The following is a 14,669-nucleotide window of genomic DNA, read 5'->3' as shown; positions in this document are numbered from 1 at the left end:
ATCATCCAGGCGATAAGGACAAAACATGGACCAAACCGTCAATCTTTGGCCGCTGCTCGGCATCGCCGCCGTCATTCTGGGCTTCCTGCTGCGCGGCAATCCGCTGCTGGTGGTCTGCTGCGCCGGCATCGTCACCGGCGCGGCCGCCGGCCTAGACCCCCTGGCCATCCTGGCCAAGGTGGGCGACGGCTTCATGAAAACCCGCAGCCTGTCCGCCGCCCTGCTGCTGGCCTTGCTGGCGGTCGGATTGGCGGAACGCCACGGCTTGCGCGAACGCGCCTACCGCTGGATACAGGACATCGGCGACGCCACCGCCGGCGGCCTGCTGATCGTCTACCTGCTGGCGCGCCAGCTGTCGGCCGCGCTGGGCCTGTCCGCCCAGGGCGGGCACCCCCAGGTGGTGCGGCCCATCCTGGTGCCGATGGCTGAGGGCGCCTGGGAAAAGCTGCACGGCAAGCTCAGCGCCGCGCAGCGCACGCGCCTGCGCGCGATGTGCGCGGCCACCGACAACATCGGCCTGTTCTTCGGCGAAAACCTGTTCGTCGCCTTCAGCGCCGTGATCCTGATGCACGCTTTCATGCGGGAGAACGGCCACGCGCTAGACCCGCTCTACCTGGCGCTGTGGGGCATTCCCACCGCCATGTTCGCCTTTCTGATCCACGCCGGCCGGCTCGCCTGGCATGAATATCGCCTCAGCCGCGCCGCCCAACAGGAGGATCTGGAATAATGCTGCTGGCGCAATACCTGTACTGGCAGGTGGGCGGCATCCTGCTGCTAACCGCCGGCATGACGCTGCGGGACAGGCACCACCCGCGCCGACTGGGCAGCGCGGCCTTCTGGGGCTTGTTCGGCCTGCTGTTCATCGCCGGCGACTGGCTGCCCGCGGAGCTGGCCGGCGCGATGGTGCTGGCCATGGTGCTGCTGGCCGGGCTGGGGCGGCTGGCGCCGGGCCGGCATGACGCGCTGCCGCCCGAGCGCCTGCAGGACAGCCTGCGGCGGCTGGGCAACCGCATCTTCCTGCCCTCGCTGCTGCTGCCGCTGCTGACCATCGCGCTGAGCCTGCTCGCCCGCCGCCTTCCATCCTCCGGCGCCCCGCTGCTGGACCCCAAAAACATCACCGTCATTGCGCTGGGCATCGCCTGCCTGGCGTCCACCGCCCTGGCCTGCCGGCTCACCCGGGAAACGCCGCTGCAGGCGGTGCGGGAAACCCGCCGCCTGCTGGACAACGTGGGCTGGGCCTTCCTGCTGCCCCAGGTCCTGGCCTTGCTGGGCCTGCTGTTCGCCGACGCCGGCGTCGGCAAGGCCATCGCCCACCTCTCCGCGCATTACCTGCCGCTGGAGATCCGCTGGCTGGCAGTGCTGACCTATGTGCTGGGAATGGCCTTGTTCACGGTGATCATGGGCAACGCTTTCGCCGCCTTCCCGGTGATGACCGCCGGCATCGGCCTGCCCTTCCTGGTGGGCGCCCATCACGGCGACCCGGCGGTGATGGCGGCCATCGGCATGTTCTCCGGCTATTGCGGCACGCTGATGACGCCGATGGCGGCCAACTTCAACATCGTGCCGGCGGCATTGCTGGAGCTGCCGGACCGCAACGCGGTGATCAAGGCCCAATTTCCCACCGCGCTGGCCTTGCTGGCGGTGAATGCCGTATTGTTGGACTGGCTGATGTTCCGCTGAGGAAATGACCGTATGAAAACCGTCTTGCTGACCGGCTTCGAGCCTTTCGGCGGCGAAACCATCAATCCGTCCTGGGAGGCCGCGCGCCGCCTGGATGGCGAGACCATCGCCGGCGCGCGCGTGCACGCGCGGCTGCTGCCCTGCGCGTTCGGCTCGGCGCTGCATGCGCTCAACCGCGAGCTCGACGCGCTGCGGCCCGACATCGCCATCGCCGTGGGCCAGGCGGGCGGACGGCCCGACATCGCGGTGGAGCGCGTGGCGATCAATATCGACGACGCCCGCTTTCCCGACAACGCCGGCCGGCAGCCGATAGACCAGCCGATCGTCGCGGACGGCCCCGCCGCCTACTTTTCCACGCTGCCGATCAAGGCCATCGTCGCCGGCCTGCGGGAGCGCGGCCTGCCCGCCACCGTGTCGCAAAGCGCGGGCACCTTCGTCTGCAACCACGTGATGTACGGCCTGCTGCACCGCGGCGGCTTGCGCGGCGGCTTCATCCATCTGCCCTTCCTGCCGGAACAGGCGGTCCGGCACCCCGGCGCGTTCAGCCTGACGCTGGACGACTGCGTGTCGGCGCTGCGGCTGGCGGTGGAGCTGTCGGTGACGCGCGAGCGCGACCTCGCGCTCAGCGGCGGCAGCCTCCACTAGACGTGAAAAAACCCGGCATCGCCGGGTCTCGCAGTGCTCGCCTTCCAATACTTCAGACGTCTTCGGTCTCCGCCCAGCCCTGGCGGTCGCCGCGGGTTATCACCGCGTCGTCCGGCGCGATGTCGCCCGCTCCCCACGGCTGCGCGTCGGCCAGCTGCCGGTATAGCGGCGTGAAATCCGGCGCGGTGGCGTCGAACAGCTGCTTGAAGCTGTCGATGACGAAGTAGGTTTTCTGGAAGGTGTCGATCCGGTAGCGCGTGTTCATGATGCGCATCAGGTCGAAGCCGACGCGGTTGGGGCTCGCGCTCTCCAGGCAGTAGATCGATTCCGACTTGCTGGACAGGATGCCCGCGCCGTAGATGCGCATGCCGGCCGGAGTCTGGATCAGGCCGAACTCCACCGTGTACCAGTACAGCCGCGCCAGCATCGGCAGCGCGCCCAGCGCCTTGGCCTTCACCCCGCCCTTGCCGTAAGCCTCCAGATAGTCGGCGAACACCGGATTGATCAGCAAGGGCACGTGGCCGAACAGATCGTGGAACACGTCCGGCTCCTGCAGATAGTCGAGCTGGTGCGGCTCGCGCAGCCACCAGGTGACCGGGAAGCGGCGGTTGGCCAGGTGCTCGAAGAACACATCGTCCGGAATCAGGCCCGGCACCGCGACGATCTTCCAGCCGGTGGCGGCCATCAGCTTCTCGTTGAGCTTATTGAAGTCCGGCACCCGGTCGGCGTCCACTTCCAGGCGCTCCAGGCCTTCCAGGAACTCGTCGCAAGCGCGGCCGGGCAGCAGCTTGCATTGGCGCTGGTACAGCGTGGCCCAGGTGGCGTGATCTTCCGCGCTATAGCGATCCAGCGGCTGCGGCAGGGTGAAGTCGTTGGCGTCGTGGCTCAATCCGACATTTTTGCGGGTGGTGATGTCGGGCACCACAAAGTCGGCGCGGTCGTTCATTGCTGGGCTCCGTAGAATTTGGCGATTTACTCTAGTTTAGCCCGACCACTATGCGGAAAGACCGCATTATTTGCTGTTTTGCAGTAAATTTTGCATACTTGCCGCATTAAACGTCATAAATTGCTTGATATGCGCAAAATTGAATTAGACCGCTTCGACCTGCAGATCCTGCACCTGCTGCAGCAGGATGCCCGCGCCACCCATCAGAAGCTGGCCCAGGACATTCCGCTGTCCGCCTCCCAGATCGGCCGCCGCATCCAGCGGATGGAGCAAAATGGCGTCATCCAGGGTTATCAGGTCGCGCTCAATCCCGAGCATGTCGGCCTGTCGGTGATGGCATTCGCCAACGTCAGCCTGGAGCGGCACAACGAAGCCGCGCTGCTGGACTTCGCCCAGTCCATCGACAATCTGCCCGAGGTGCTGGAATGCTACGCGGCGGCCGGCGAGGCCGACTACCTGCTGCGCATCGTGGTGCCGGACCTGCCGTCGCTGTCGTCCTTCGTGATGAACAAGCTGATGCAGCTGTCGCTGGTGCGCAGCGTGAAGTCCACCATCGTGCTCAACGCGATCAAACAGACGATGAAGTTGCCCTTGTCCTCTCTGCCCTGAAACTCTCTGACATTTCTGTCCGTCTATTCTCCATGCCGCCGCAGCTATACCGGTACATGGCGGCTATCCGTTTTCCAGGCGGCTCATGCTGGAAACGATACAAGAAAGCGGTTCGACATCGCCCAGAATCGCCGCCGCGCCACGCTCAAAGACCAAGGAGAAATCGATGGAAGCGTCCCCCGACTGTCCGCCGTTCGACGCCTGCAGTCCCAACCTGGCCGCGTCGCTGCGGCAGCTGTCGCTCTATTCCGGCAGCCTGAACCAGGAACAGATTCTTCAATTCCACCGCGCGCTGCGCCCCACTCCGCAAGACCTCGCGCCATTCCGCCGCTTCGACGACGCGCGTTACTGCCGCAACCGCATCTACCGCGACGAGCATTGCGAACTGCTGCTGCTGTGCTGGCGCGACGGCCAGCGCAGCCAGATCCACAACCACAAGGGCAGCCTGTGCGGGGTGCGGGTGATAGAGGGCGTCGCCACCGAGACCGTGTTCGAAACCACGCTCTCCGGCCAGCTGGCCGCACGCGAAACCCGAGAGCTCGCCACCGGCAGCCTGGTGATCAACGGCCATCTGGACATCCATCAGGTGGCCAATCTGCAAGCCGACGGCGGAGATCTGGTCACCCTGCACCTGTACTCGCCGCCGCTGTCCCGGATGGAGCTGTTCGGCATGGAGCCGCAGCAGCGGCGGGTGCAAGTGCTGGACGACTGCCTGGAATTCCAGATCTGATCCAGCCATAAAAAAAGCGCGGCCTAAGCCGCGCCTTTTCTCATATCCAGACGGATATCAGAAGCGGTACTGCATCTGCACGCCCAGCAGGTGGCCGGTGATGGACGAGTACTCGCCCTGCAGATGGCTGGACGTGCCGAACGGGCTCTTGGTCGTATTGTCGACCTTCTTGTCTCCCAGCGCGCGCAGGTAGGCGTAGCCGACATCGACGCTGGCCTGCTTGCTGATCTTGTAGCTGGCGCCCAGGCTCAGCCACAGGCGGTTGGCGTCCGGGATCAGCGCGTTGCGGTCCTGTGCGCTCGGCACCGGGGTGGTTTCATAGCCCAGGCCGCTGCGCAGCGTCAGCGCGTCGCTGTAGAAGTAATCGCCGCCGACCGAGAACATCCAGCTGTTCTTCCAGTTGTTGGGAATACGGGTAGTGGTATCGATGGGGCCAACCGCCGGGCTGCCCTTGACCACCAGCTGGTCGAAACGGCTCCAGCGGGTCCAGCGCGCGGTGGCGCCGACGGCGAACTTGCTGTTCAGCTTGCTATAGCCGCTCAGCAGCAGCGATTCGGGAGCGGTCACTTCGGCGGAACCGGCGAAGGTGCCGTTCAGCTTCAGGCCCAGCGGTGCCAGCGGGCCGGCGGTCGGGAAGCCGGAGTTGGTGTAATCGCCTTCCGCCTTGTGATGGATCTTGGAGCGGTAGGACAGGCCGACGCGGCTGTCCTGATTGAACGAGTACATCACGCCCAGGTTGTAGCCGAAGCCCCAGCTGTCGGCCTTCAGCTCGCCTGTGGCGCCCGGCAGGTAGGCGCCCTTCTTCAGATCGGCCTGCGCGTACTGCGCCGACACGCCGGCGCCGAAGCTCCAGCGCTCATCCAGCTTGTAAGCCAGCGACGGATTAATGTCCACGGTCTTGATGGAGCTGGAGATGCCGTTGTCGCGGCCGCCCCAGTTGTCGCTGTAGCGCGCCCCCAGGCCGAACGGCGTGGTGATGCCGATGCCGGCGTACAGCTTGTCGCTGACCTGATGGGTCAGGTAGGCGCTGGGGATCAGCTCGCCCGGCGCGCGGCCGTTGTCGTTGGCGGAATAAGTGCCATTCAGGCGCGGATCTGGCGAGTCCTTGATTATATTGCTGCCATTGAACGGCGCGTCGATCTCGGCGTAGGTGAAACCGCCTTGCACGCGGGTGCCGGACAGCAGGGTCATGCCGGCCGGGTTGTAGAACACGGCGGACAGGTCGTCGCCGGCCAGGCCGGCGCCGGCGTAGGCGCGGCCCATGCCGAGCGCGCTTTGCTCGGTCAACTGGAAACCGGCTGCCTCCGCGGCGGGCGCGGCGGCGAACAGGGCGGCGATGGAAACGGACAACAGACTCAGGGAGCGGGGTGCGGCTTGCATTGTATTTTGAATTCCTGAAATGAATCGCGCCGGACGGGCCGGCGCATCATGCAAACAGAATAAAAAGATAGTGCTTGCATCTTTTAGGGGGTGGAGTCTAAGCTCGAAATCCGCTCGCCGCAAGAGAAAAACATATCTTTGTTAAGCATTGCGAACCCGCCGCCGCGCTACGGCGCCTGCCTCGGCCGCGGGCGGCTATGCTAGAATCAGCGCCCTGTCCCAACACGCCCGCAAAGCCATTCAACGATGAAGAATCTGATCAGCAGCCTGGCCCTCGCCGCCCTGCCCGCACTCGCCTTCGCCGCCCCGGTGGCGGAGATGGTCACCAACAAGGGCAATATCGAAATCGCGCTGGATTCGGCCAAAGCCCCCAAGTCCGTCGCCAATTTCGTCGCCTACGCCAAGGCCGGCCACTACAACGGCACCGTGTTCCACCGCGTGATCGACGGCTTCATGATCCAGGGCGGCGGCTTCGACGCCAAGCTCAACCAGAAACCGACCCGCCCGCCGATCGCCAACGAGGCCAGCAACGGCCTGAAGAACGACGCCGGCACCATCGCGATGGCCCGCACCTCGGACCCCAACTCCGCCACCGCGCAGTTCTTCATCAACGTCGCCGGCAACGACTTCCTCAATTACAGTTCGCCGACGCCGCAGGGCGCGGGCTACGCCGTGTTCGGCAAAGTCACCAAGGGCATGGATGTGGTCAACCGCATCGCCAAGCTCCGCACCGGCAGCATGAACGGCATGCAGGACGTGCCGTTCGAGCCGGTCATCATCCAAAAAGTCACCATCAAACCGTAAGGCCGTCCCGCGGCTGCATCGCAAAGGAAAACGCAATGATCAAACTGACGACCAACTTCGGTGAAATCACCCTGGAACTGGACCACGAGAAGGCGCCGAAAACCGCCGCCAACTTCGAAGAGTACGTGAAGAGCGGCCATTACGACGGCACCATCTTCCACCGCGTGATCAACGGCTTCATGATCCAGGGCGGCGGCTTCGACGCCGACATGAACCAGAAGCCCACCCGGGACCCGATCCAGAACGAGGCCAACAACGGCCTGTCCAACAAGACCTACACCGTCGCCATGGCCCGCACCATGGACCCGCACTCGGCGTCGGCCCAGTTCTTCATCAACGTCTCCGACAACGATTTCCTGGACTTCAAGTCCGAAAGCTCCCAGGGCTGGGGCTACGCGGTATTCGGCCAGGTAGTGGCCGGCCAGGAAGTGGTGGATCGCATCAAGACCGTCCGCACCGGCCGCAGCGGCATGCATCAGGATGTGCCGGTTGAGCCCGTCGTGCTCCAAAAGGCGGAAGTCATCTAAGCGTCCGCTTGCAAAATCCAGCCGGGGCCTCGCCCCGGCTTTGTCTTTCCCCGGATAAACCAGCAGCCATGGCCATTCATTTCATCTCCGACCTGCACCTCGCCGACGACACCCCGGCGCTCAACCAGTTGTTCCTGGACACGCTCGCCGCCTGGCGCGGCCGGATCGCGGCGCTGTACATCCTGGGAGACCTGTTCGAATACTGGGTGGGAGACGACGACGACTCCCCCTACCTGGAAGCGCCGCTGGCCGCGATGCGCGCCTTCGCCGCCGACACCCCGCTGTACGTGATGCGTGGCAACCGCGACTTCCTGCTGGGCGCCGGCTTCGAAGCCCGCAGCGGCGCCAGGCTGCTGGACGACCCGACGCTGATCGAGGCGCACGGCCGGCGCATCCTGCTCAGCCACGGCGACGCGCTGTGCACCGACGACGCAGCCTACCAGCAGTTCCGCGCGATGAGCCGCAACCCGCAGTGGCAACAGGCGATGCTGGCCAAGCCGCTGGCCGAGCGCCACGCCATCGCCCGCCACGCCCGCGCGCAGAGCGAGATGAACAAGCAGCAAACCGGCCTGACAGCGATCTCCGACGTCACCGAGGCCGCGGTGCGCGAGCTGCTGGCCGCCCATGACTGGCCCACGCTGGTCCATGGCCACACCCATCGCCCCGCCCATCACCTTCACGACGCGTCCAGCCGCTGGGTGATCCAGGATTGGCACGACGACCACGGCGGCTACCTGCGCCTGGATGAGCAGGGCATCGCTCAACTGCCGCTCTCTTAAGAACCGCTGACAAAACCCCTCAGCCTGCGTTGCGCCTCTCTGCCGCACGCGGGCGCTGCCTGCGGCGGCGCGCTCAGCGTCTCGGCGCGGGCTTGCCAACAGCGTCAAGCCCTCCCCCGCCGCCCCGCGTCGCTCCCCACCTCCCTAGCGAAAGACAACGCATCGAGCGGCCACAGCCAAAATGATGCCATATCAATTTTTATTCAAACTCCCGACCGGCTTTACAATCTATTAAAACTTGTCCGACTTTCTGCCCTGCACAACCCAATTTAGTCTGGCCTCCTCTCTATAAACTTCATTTAAAGACATATTTCTTTATTCTTTTTGCAATATTTGTTTATTGAAATGGAAATGACAATAGACTAAATTTGCCGCTTGAAAATAATTACAAGCCGAACTAATCCGAACTGGTTATTTTCCAGACATGAGCGCGCCTAGACGCCACGCGTACGCAGCGGCTCTCATGAACGCGAAATTTTCCAGCCAGGACAAGGCCCGCCCTCCGCCTCGCCCAAGTCATCCACTTGGTTTGCCATGCAATTGCCCATGCCTGACGGCAGGCCCGCTGCTGCGCATGAAAAATGCATAAGAACTAAAAATTGGTTTTTCTACATCTCAGGAAATGAAATGGATAAGAAGGCATACTTGCGCCCCTTGACTCTGGCCGTGCTCGCGGCCCTGGCCAGCCAGGCCTCGCTCGCGGAGGAAACCCAGCTGCAAACCGTCACCATCACCGGCGCCGGCGACAAGCTGGGCGTGGGATTGCTGCAGCAGCAGGAAGGCGCGCGCGCGCGCAGCGACGTCAGCAAGGCCGCGCTGGAGAAACAAAGCCCGACCTCCAACATCTATCAGGGCATCAACATGCTGCCCGGCGTCAACGCCTCCAGCCAGGACAACACCGGCATGTTCGGCGGCGCGCTGACCATACGCGGCTTCAACTCCGATCAAATCGGCGTCACCATCAACGGCGTGCCGGTCAACGACTCCGGCAGCTACAGCGTCTATCCGCAGGAATTCGTCGACCTGGAAAACCTGTGCCAGGGCTCGGTCACCCAGGGCTCCAGCGACACCGACGCGCCGCACATGGGCGCCAGCGGCGGCAATATGAGCTTCGTCACCTGCGATCCGGAAAAGGAGCGCCGCGTACGCATCGCCCAGAGCCTGGGCAGCAACAGCCTTCAGCGCACTTACATCCGCGGCGACACCGGCCTGTTCGCCGACGGCAAGGCCCGCGCCTTCGCCAGCTATTCGCACAGCGAAACCGACAAGTGGAAAGGCGCCGGCGGCATGAAGCGCGACCACGTGGACACCGGCATCCGCTACGATTTCAGCGGCGGCTACATCAACGCGTCCCTGCTGTACAACCGCCAGATCGGCAACGCTTTCGGCACCCCGACGCTGCAGCAGCTGCAGCAAACCGGCTATGGCTATGATTACGCCACCAACTTCATCCCGGGGCATCTGACGCCGAAGAACGGCACCGCGCAGAAGGAAACCGGGCCGACTCCCGCCTATTATCAGCTGCAGCAAAACCCGTTTGAGAACGTGATCGCCAAGGTCGACGCCGTGCTGAAGCTCGGTCCGGACACCCGCGTCAAGATCCAGCCTTACTTCTGGTACGGCTACGGCGGCGCCACCAGCCAGCAGACGCAGTCCGAAAGCGCCTTCCTGAACAAGGCCGCCCATGCCGACACCGCGGCCAAGGATCTGAACGGCGACGGCGACACGCTGGACACCATCGTGGTCAACGGCAGCAGCATCACCCGCACCCGCCGCCCCGGCATCACCGTCACCATGGAGCAAAGCCTGGGCAACCACCTGCTGCAGGCCGGCGTATGGTACGAACGCGCCCAGCACGTCCAAACCGGACCGGCAAGCCTGACCAACGCCGACGGCAGCCCGCAAGACCCGTGGATGCGGTCCAATCTGCTCACCCGGCCGGACGGCAGCCTGTACCAGTACCGCGATTGGGAAACCGTCAGCACCGCCACCCAGCTGTTCGCCATCGGCACCTTCAACTTCCTGGACGATCGCCTGGGCATCAACGCCGGCCTGCGCACGCCGCAGATCAAGCGCCAGTTCACCAACCACGCCAACGACGGCTGCGGCGCCTCCAGCAAAACCTGCGCGGCGGCCTACGACTACACGATCAACAAGACCTACCGCGAAACCCTGCCCAGCTTCGGCATGCGCTACTTCCTGACGCCCAAGCAGCAAGTGTTCTTCAACATCACCAAGAACTACCGCGCGGTGCCGAACTACGCCTACAGCAGCAGCAACGGCAATGTGCAGGTGATCAACGGCCAGGTGGTGATGACCAACGACGTGGTGCCGGAAACCTCGGTCAATACCGACCTGGGCTACCGCTGGCAGGGCGACATCCTGACGCTCAGCGGCTCGCTGTTCAACGTGGACTTCAGCAACCGCCAGGCCAACTCCTATGACCCGGTCACGCTGAAATCGGTGAACATCAACGCCGGCGGCGTGCACACCTGGGGCGGCGAGATCGAGCTGGGCACCGTGCCGGTCAAGGGCTGGAGCGCCTACGCCTCGCTCACCAGCAACCACAGCCAAATCCAAAACAACCTGAACTGGAAGGACGCGTCCGGCAACAACACCTTGCTGCAGACCCAGGGCAACGACTTCCCGATGACGCCGCGCTGGATGGCCGCGCTGTCGCTGCAATACTCGCCGGGCGCCTGGTACGTCCGCGCCGACGTCAAGCACACCGGCAAGCAGTTCGCCACCCTGGTCAACGACGAGGTGGTGCCGGAGTACACGACGGTGGACCTGGATGCCGGCTACCGCTTCGGCAATATGGGCATGCTGAAAAACCCGACGCTGAAGCTGAACCTCAGCAATATGTTCAGCACCAGCTACCGCATCCCGAGCTCGTACAAGGTCAATGCCGCCGATACCGTGCGCTACAACCTTGGCGCGCCGCGCAGCGTGGCGGTGACGATGCAGGTCGATCTGTAATCATCAGCCCGCCCGATAAGAACAGGCCGGATATTCCGGCCTGTTTCTTTTCGGATCAGGCTTGCATCTGCGGCATCGCCTCGCCGTTGACGCTCACGCTGACAGCGCTGCCGCTCAGGGAAATTTCCACCTTCGACGGAGCAGGCATGCTCGACGTGTAATGACGGTACACCGCCATCCGTTCTGCGTCGTTGCTCGCCCGGTACCAGTCTCGGATATAGTCGCCGAATTCATCCATTGCCGGCACGCCGGCCGCGATCACGTGCAGATTGCAAATGGCGCTGTTCAGCTCCTGATTCTGGTTGCACAGCTGCTCGATGCGCGCCAGATCGGCCCGCTTGCCGGACAGCGTCACCTTCCCGTCCTCCACGCTGGCAATCTGAACCGAGGGATTCATCGGCAAACCGGCCCGAGTCATCGCATCCGCCAGCAACTGGCGGACATATTCTCCATGCAAGGCGACGCCCTCCCGCGACGGCAGCAGCCATTTGACATCCTCGTCGTTCAGCGGGCCATCGTGAACTGGCGGCGGCCGCACGGTCGGCGCGCTGCCGGCCAGTTGCCGGTGGGCCTGCTCCAGCGATGTGGCGAATTCATTGTCATGATTCTTGCCGGCAAGATTTGCCGGTTTTGCGCTTGATGGACTCACGCCGCTCTGCGCATAGACCCGATCCAGTCGCATGGCAGCCTCCTAACGATTAAGCGCCGCCGACAACGCGCCTGGGCTCAGGCTCTCGGTGAGGATTTGCAGGCAACGCCCCCATTAAGCAGCAAGAAATATTCCATCAGGATTGCCTTCTCGGCGAAAATACCAAGGCAGAGGCCGCGGCGGACATGAACACGCCGCCGCAGAATCGAGCTTCGGCGCGCCGGCCATCGCGCGAAAGCGGTGGAAACAGGAAGAATGGGAGCAAGCGTCCTTTGCGCGGGCGATCGGTCAGAGGCTAGCCGGACGCCATACCGGCCACCAACCGGCCTCCATCGCCAAACGGTGAGATACGGCGATGCCAGGCACCGCCAGCAGTTCGCCATCCGCGCCGTACAGCAACGGCCAGCGGCGGCGCAGCAACGGCGGCACCCCGGCCTCGCGAAACAGGTCCTTCACCTCGCGGCGCCCCACCCGGGCGGACAGTTTCTCGCCGCCCCGGCGCGGCGCCAGACTGGCGCCGCTCGCCAGCAAGGCCTCCGGCAAGCCGTGATCGCGCCACTCCCAAGCCAGCTCGCCGCCCCACTCAGACAGCGGCTGAGCGTCGCCGCCGCGCCACAACAGCGCCGTGAAGGCCGGCGGTTCCGCCAGTGCTTTAGGCCAGGCCTGCACAGTATCGGCAAAACGCAACAAGCAGCCCTGCGGCAACGTCAAAACCGGGCTGGCGCCCTGATCCGCATGCTCGGCCTGCCGCAGAAACTCCAGCAAAGCGCCCGGCTCCGGCGCCGGCCAGCCCTGCGCATCCAGCCAAGCCAGCAAAACCTGGCGCCGGCGCGGCGCGGACAGCGCCAGCAGCTGCGCGCAATCCAGCCCGTTTTCGGTCTGGCAGGCTCCCAGATCCTGGCGCGCCACTTCGTCCAGGATGGCCGCGGCATCCGCCTGCAGCATCGCCGCGCGCGCCAGATGGCTGCGGTAATGGGGCAGCGCCCGCTCCAACCGCGGCAGGATGTCGTGCCGCAGCAGGTTGCGGCGATAACGGGTGTCCAGATTGCTTTCGTCGTCGACCCAGGACAGCCCCCGCTCCCGGACATAAGCCTCCAGCCGCGCGCGGGGAATCTCCAGCAGCGGCCGCCACAGCAGCTTGCCGGCCGACAGCTCGCGCAGCGCCGGCATCGCCGCCAGCGCGCGCGCGCCGCCGCCGCGCAACAGCTGCAGCAATACGGTTTCGGCTTGGTCATCCTGATGATGGGCCAGCGCGATCACGCTGGCGGCGGAAAGCCGGTAGGCCGCGTAACGCGCCTCGCGCGCCGCGGCTTCGACGCTTTCGCCGCCGCCGGCGCGCACCTGCACCCGCTCGATGCGCAAAGACACGCCCAGAGCGTCGCACAAGGACTGGCAATGCCCAGCCCACGCGTCGGCGTTGGGGCTCAAGCCATGGTGGACATGCACGGCGGACAGCGCGAGCGCCGGCCGCCGCTCGCGCGCCTCGCACAGCAGCGACAACAGCGCCACCGAGTCCAGTCCGCCGGAAAGCCCGACCTCAAAAGCGAAAAGGCCGGACAATTCGTCCGGCCAGTGCTTGATCAGGCTGTCCGCCAGCTCAGGCTGCGTCTTCCTTGAAGCGGCCATAGCTCATCAGGCGGTCGAAACGCTCTTTCAGCAGCGCATCCATCGGTTTGGATTGCACGTCCTTCATCTCGTCCTGCAATACGCGCTTCAAGGTGGCCATCATCTGCGCATGGTCGCGATGGGCGCCGCCCACCGGCTCTGTGACCACGCGATCGATCAGGCCCAAAGTCTTCAGGCGCGGCGCGGTGATGCCCAGCGCCTCGGCGGCGTCGGACGCGCGCTCTGCCGTCTTCCACAGGATGGATGCGCAGCCTTCCGGCGAAATCACCGAATAGGTGGCGTACTGCAACATATTGACGTGGTCGCCCACTGCGATGGCCAAAGCGCCGCCGGAGCCACCCTCGCCGATCACGGTGACGATGATGGGCACGCGCAGGCGAGTCATTTCATACAGGTTGCGCCCAATGGCTTCGGACTGGCTGCGCTCTTCCGCGCCAATGCCCGGCCAGGCGCCGGCGGTATCGACAAAAGTCATCACCGGAATGCCGAACTTCTCGGCCAGCTTCATCAGGCGCAGGGCCTTGCGATAGCCTTCCGGATGCGGCATGCCGAAATTGCGGCGGATCTTTTCCTTGGTGTCGCGGCCCTTTTGCTGGCCGATCACCACCACGGACTGGCCGTTGAAACGGGCAAGGCCGCCGACGATGGCGGCATCGTCGGCGAACGCGCGGTCGCCGTGCAGCTCTTCGAAATCGGTGAAGATGGCCTGGATGTAATCCAGCGTATAAGGACGCTGCGGATGGCGAGCCACCATCGCGATCTGCGAAGGCGTCAACTTTGCGTATAGCGTCTTGGTCAGTTCCAGGCTCTTCTTCTGCAGGCGGGCGATCTCTTCGGAGATATCCAGCACGGAGTCGTCCTGCACGAAACGCAGCTCTTCAATTTTGTTCTCGAGCTCGGCAATCGGTTGCTCAAAATCGAGAAAGGTCGGCTTCATTCTTACAATCATCCGTCAAACCTAATCGCGGCATGATACATGAGGCGCGAAGCAGCCGTCACCCGCAGACCCGGCAAAAAGCCGAAAAATTGGAGCAAATATTCAAAATCGGCGCTTTCCGCAAAAAAACTTCCCCCCAGCACTTGCGCGAGCTTAAACCCTGTGCTTTAATTCGCCTCCTCGCTGAAACGCAAGCAGCGAAACGAATTCAGGGCGTTTAGCTCAGTTGGTAGAGCGTCTGCCTTACAAGCAGAATGTCGGCGGTTCGACTCCGTCAACGCCCACCAAAGTTTTCGGCTGGAGTGGTAGTTCAGTTGGTTAGAATACCGGCCTGTCACGCCGGGGGTCGCGGGTTCGAGTCCCGTCCACTCCGCCAAC

14 protein-coding genes and 2 tRNA genes are annotated in these 14,669 nt (G+C 64.2%); 11 read left to right on the top strand and 5 right to left on the bottom strand.

All coding sequences use genetic code 11. The annotated features are described in order from the left end of the window. The first annotated feature begins 25 nt into the window (after positions 1–25). The 3 genes from VL52_RS17640 to pcp are packed head-to-tail and all read left to right on the top strand — an operon-like array spanning position 26 to position 2,325. On the top strand, positions 26–727 hold the full coding sequence (locus tag VL52_RS17640) for a DUF969 domain-containing protein (RefSeq protein ID WP_046158262.1): 702 nt from the start codon (positions 26–28) through the stop codon (positions 725–727). After that, on the top strand, positions 727–1,680 hold the full coding sequence (locus VL52_RS17635) for a DUF979 domain-containing protein (protein ID WP_235429323.1): 954 nt from the start codon (positions 727–729) through the stop codon (positions 1,678–1,680). The genes VL52_RS17640 and VL52_RS17635 overlap by 1 nt, the downstream gene beginning before the upstream one ends. 12 nt (positions 1,681–1,692) lie before the next feature. Beyond that, positions 1,693–2,325: a pyroglutamyl-peptidase I gene (pcp, locus tag VL52_RS17630; protein WP_046158260.1), complete on the top strand. Its 633-nt coding sequence runs from the start codon at positions 1,693–1,695 to the stop codon at positions 2,323–2,325. A 52-nt stretch (positions 2,326–2,377) separates the two neighbouring features. Here the strand turns inward: pcp and phhA are convergent, their stop codons facing one another. After that, positions 2,378–3,271: a phenylalanine 4-monooxygenase gene (phhA, locus tag VL52_RS17625; RefSeq protein ID WP_046158259.1), complete on the bottom strand. Its 894-nt coding sequence runs from the start codon at positions 3,269–3,271 to the stop codon at positions 2,378–2,380. 129 nt (positions 3,272–3,400) lie between these two features. Here phhA and VL52_RS17620 point away from each other — a divergent pair, with 129 nt between their 5' ends. Together VL52_RS17620 and VL52_RS17615 are read left to right on the top strand one after the other, a co-directional pair. Continuing rightward, positions 3,401–3,880, top strand: coding sequence for an Lrp/AsnC family transcriptional regulator (locus tag VL52_RS17620; protein WP_043618703.1), 480 nt, complete (start codon positions 3,401–3,403; stop codon positions 3,878–3,880). Between the two features lie 166 nt (positions 3,881–4,046). After that, positions 4,047–4,610 (top strand): cysteine dioxygenase, encoded by a 564-nt coding sequence (locus VL52_RS17615; protein WP_046158258.1) that lies wholly within the window; start codon positions 4,047–4,049, stop codon positions 4,608–4,610. Positions 4,611–4,667: 57 nt separating this feature from the next. Here VL52_RS17615 and VL52_RS17610 read toward each other — a convergent pair whose 3' ends face one another. Then, positions 4,668–5,990 (bottom strand): OmpP1/FadL family transporter, encoded by a 1,323-nt coding sequence (locus VL52_RS17610; RefSeq protein WP_046158257.1) that lies wholly within the window; start codon positions 5,988–5,990, stop codon positions 4,668–4,670. Between the two features lie 246 nt (positions 5,991–6,236). Between VL52_RS17610 and VL52_RS17605 the strand changes: the two genes are divergently transcribed. From VL52_RS17605 to VL52_RS17590, 4 genes are all read left to right on the top strand, one after another. Further along, on the top strand, positions 6,237–6,794 hold the full coding sequence (locus VL52_RS17605; RefSeq protein ID WP_046158256.1) for a peptidylprolyl isomerase: 558 nt from the start codon (positions 6,237–6,239) through the stop codon (positions 6,792–6,794). A gap of 35 nt (positions 6,795–6,829) precedes the next feature. Next, complete coding sequence (locus VL52_RS17600; protein WP_046158255.1) at positions 6,830–7,321, top strand: peptidylprolyl isomerase; 492 nt, start codon at positions 6,830–6,832, stop codon at positions 7,319–7,321. A 68-nt stretch (positions 7,322–7,389) separates the two neighbouring features. Beyond that, a complete protein-coding gene (locus VL52_RS17595; protein WP_046158254.1) occupies positions 7,390–8,100 on the top strand; it encodes a UDP-2,3-diacylglucosamine diphosphatase in 711 nt (236 codons plus the stop codon). Positions 8,101–8,727: 627 nt separating this feature from the next. After that, the gene (locus VL52_RS17590) at positions 8,728–11,079 is read left to right on the top strand and encodes a TonB-dependent receptor (protein WP_052729386.1); all 2,352 of its coding nucleotides are present in this window, start codon (positions 8,728–8,730) and stop codon (positions 11,077–11,079) included. 55 nt (positions 11,080–11,134) lie between these two features. On the opposite strand, the gene VL52_RS17585 is transcribed toward VL52_RS17590, so the two are convergent. The 3 genes from VL52_RS17585 to VL52_RS17575 all read right to left on the bottom strand — a co-directional run bounded on the left by VL52_RS17585 (position 11,135) and on the right by VL52_RS17575 (position 14,291). After that, entirely contained in the window at positions 11,135–11,761 is a 627-nt protein-coding gene (locus tag VL52_RS17585; protein ID WP_046158253.1) for a hypothetical protein, read from the bottom strand. Positions 11,762–12,016: 255 nt separating this feature from the next. Continuing rightward, positions 12,017–13,354, bottom strand: coding sequence for a tRNA lysidine(34) synthetase TilS (tilS, locus tag VL52_RS17580; protein ID WP_046158252.1), 1,338 nt, complete (start codon positions 13,352–13,354; stop codon positions 12,017–12,019). Beyond that, complete coding sequence (locus VL52_RS17575; RefSeq protein WP_046158251.1) at positions 13,326–14,291, bottom strand: acetyl-CoA carboxylase carboxyltransferase subunit alpha; 966 nt, start codon at positions 14,289–14,291, stop codon at positions 13,326–13,328. Before VL52_RS17575 ends, tilS begins: the two co-directional genes overlap by 29 nt. A gap of 211 nt (positions 14,292–14,502) precedes the next feature. Between VL52_RS17575 and VL52_RS17570 the strand changes: the two genes are divergently transcribed. Together VL52_RS17570 and VL52_RS17565 are read left to right on the top strand one after the other, a co-directional pair. Further along, positions 14,503–14,578: transfer RNA gene (locus tag VL52_RS17570), tRNA-Val, on the top strand. Positions 14,579–14,590: 12 nt separating this feature from the next. Continuing rightward, positions 14,591–14,667 (top strand) — tRNA-Asp (locus tag VL52_RS17565). Positions 14,668–14,669: the final 2 nt, after the last annotated feature.

Origin of the sequence: Chromobacterium vaccinii, from assembly GCF_000971335.1 — a bacterium.
In the GTDB taxonomy this organism is placed as follows: domain Bacteria; phylum Pseudomonadota; class Gammaproteobacteria; order Burkholderiales; family Chromobacteriaceae; genus Chromobacterium; species Chromobacterium vaccinii.
This window is presented reverse-complemented; position numbering and strand designations above follow the sequence as displayed.

Coding starts and splice junctions, on each gene's coding strand:
- VL52_RS17640 (WP_046158262.1), top strand. CDS start 26: ATGGACCAAACCGTCAATCTTTGGCCGCTGCTCGGCATCGCCGCCGTC.
- VL52_RS17635 (WP_235429323.1), top strand. CDS start 727: ATGCTGCTGGCGCAATACCTGTACTGGCAGGTGGGCGGCATCCTGCTG.
- pcp (WP_046158260.1), top strand. CDS start 1,693: ATGAAAACCGTCTTGCTGACCGGCTTCGAGCCTTTCGGCGGCGAAACC.
- phhA (WP_046158259.1), bottom strand. CDS start 3,271: ATGAACGACCGCGCCGACTTTGTGGTGCCCGACATCACCACCCGCAAA.
- VL52_RS17620 (WP_043618703.1), top strand. CDS start 3,401: ATGCGCAAAATTGAATTAGACCGCTTCGACCTGCAGATCCTGCACCTG.
- VL52_RS17615 (WP_046158258.1), top strand. CDS start 4,047: ATGGAAGCGTCCCCCGACTGTCCGCCGTTCGACGCCTGCAGTCCCAAC.
- VL52_RS17610 (WP_046158257.1), bottom strand. CDS start 5,990: ATGCAAGCCGCACCCCGCTCCCTGAGTCTGTTGTCCGTTTCCATCGCC.
- VL52_RS17605 (WP_046158256.1), top strand. CDS start 6,237: ATGAAGAATCTGATCAGCAGCCTGGCCCTCGCCGCCCTGCCCGCACTC.
- VL52_RS17600 (WP_046158255.1), top strand. CDS start 6,830: ATGATCAAACTGACGACCAACTTCGGTGAAATCACCCTGGAACTGGAC.
- VL52_RS17595 (WP_046158254.1), top strand. CDS start 7,390: ATGGCCATTCATTTCATCTCCGACCTGCACCTCGCCGACGACACCCCG.
- VL52_RS17590 (WP_052729386.1), top strand. CDS start 8,728: ATGGATAAGAAGGCATACTTGCGCCCCTTGACTCTGGCCGTGCTCGCG.
- VL52_RS17585 (WP_046158253.1), bottom strand. CDS start 11,761: ATGCGACTGGATCGGGTCTATGCGCAGAGCGGCGTGAGTCCATCAAGC.
- tilS (WP_046158252.1), bottom strand. CDS start 13,354: ATGGCCGCTTCAAGGAAGACGCAGCCTGAGCTGGCGGACAGCCTGATC.
- VL52_RS17575 (WP_046158251.1), bottom strand. CDS start 14,291: ATGAAGCCGACCTTTCTCGATTTTGAGCAACCGATTGCCGAGCTCGAG.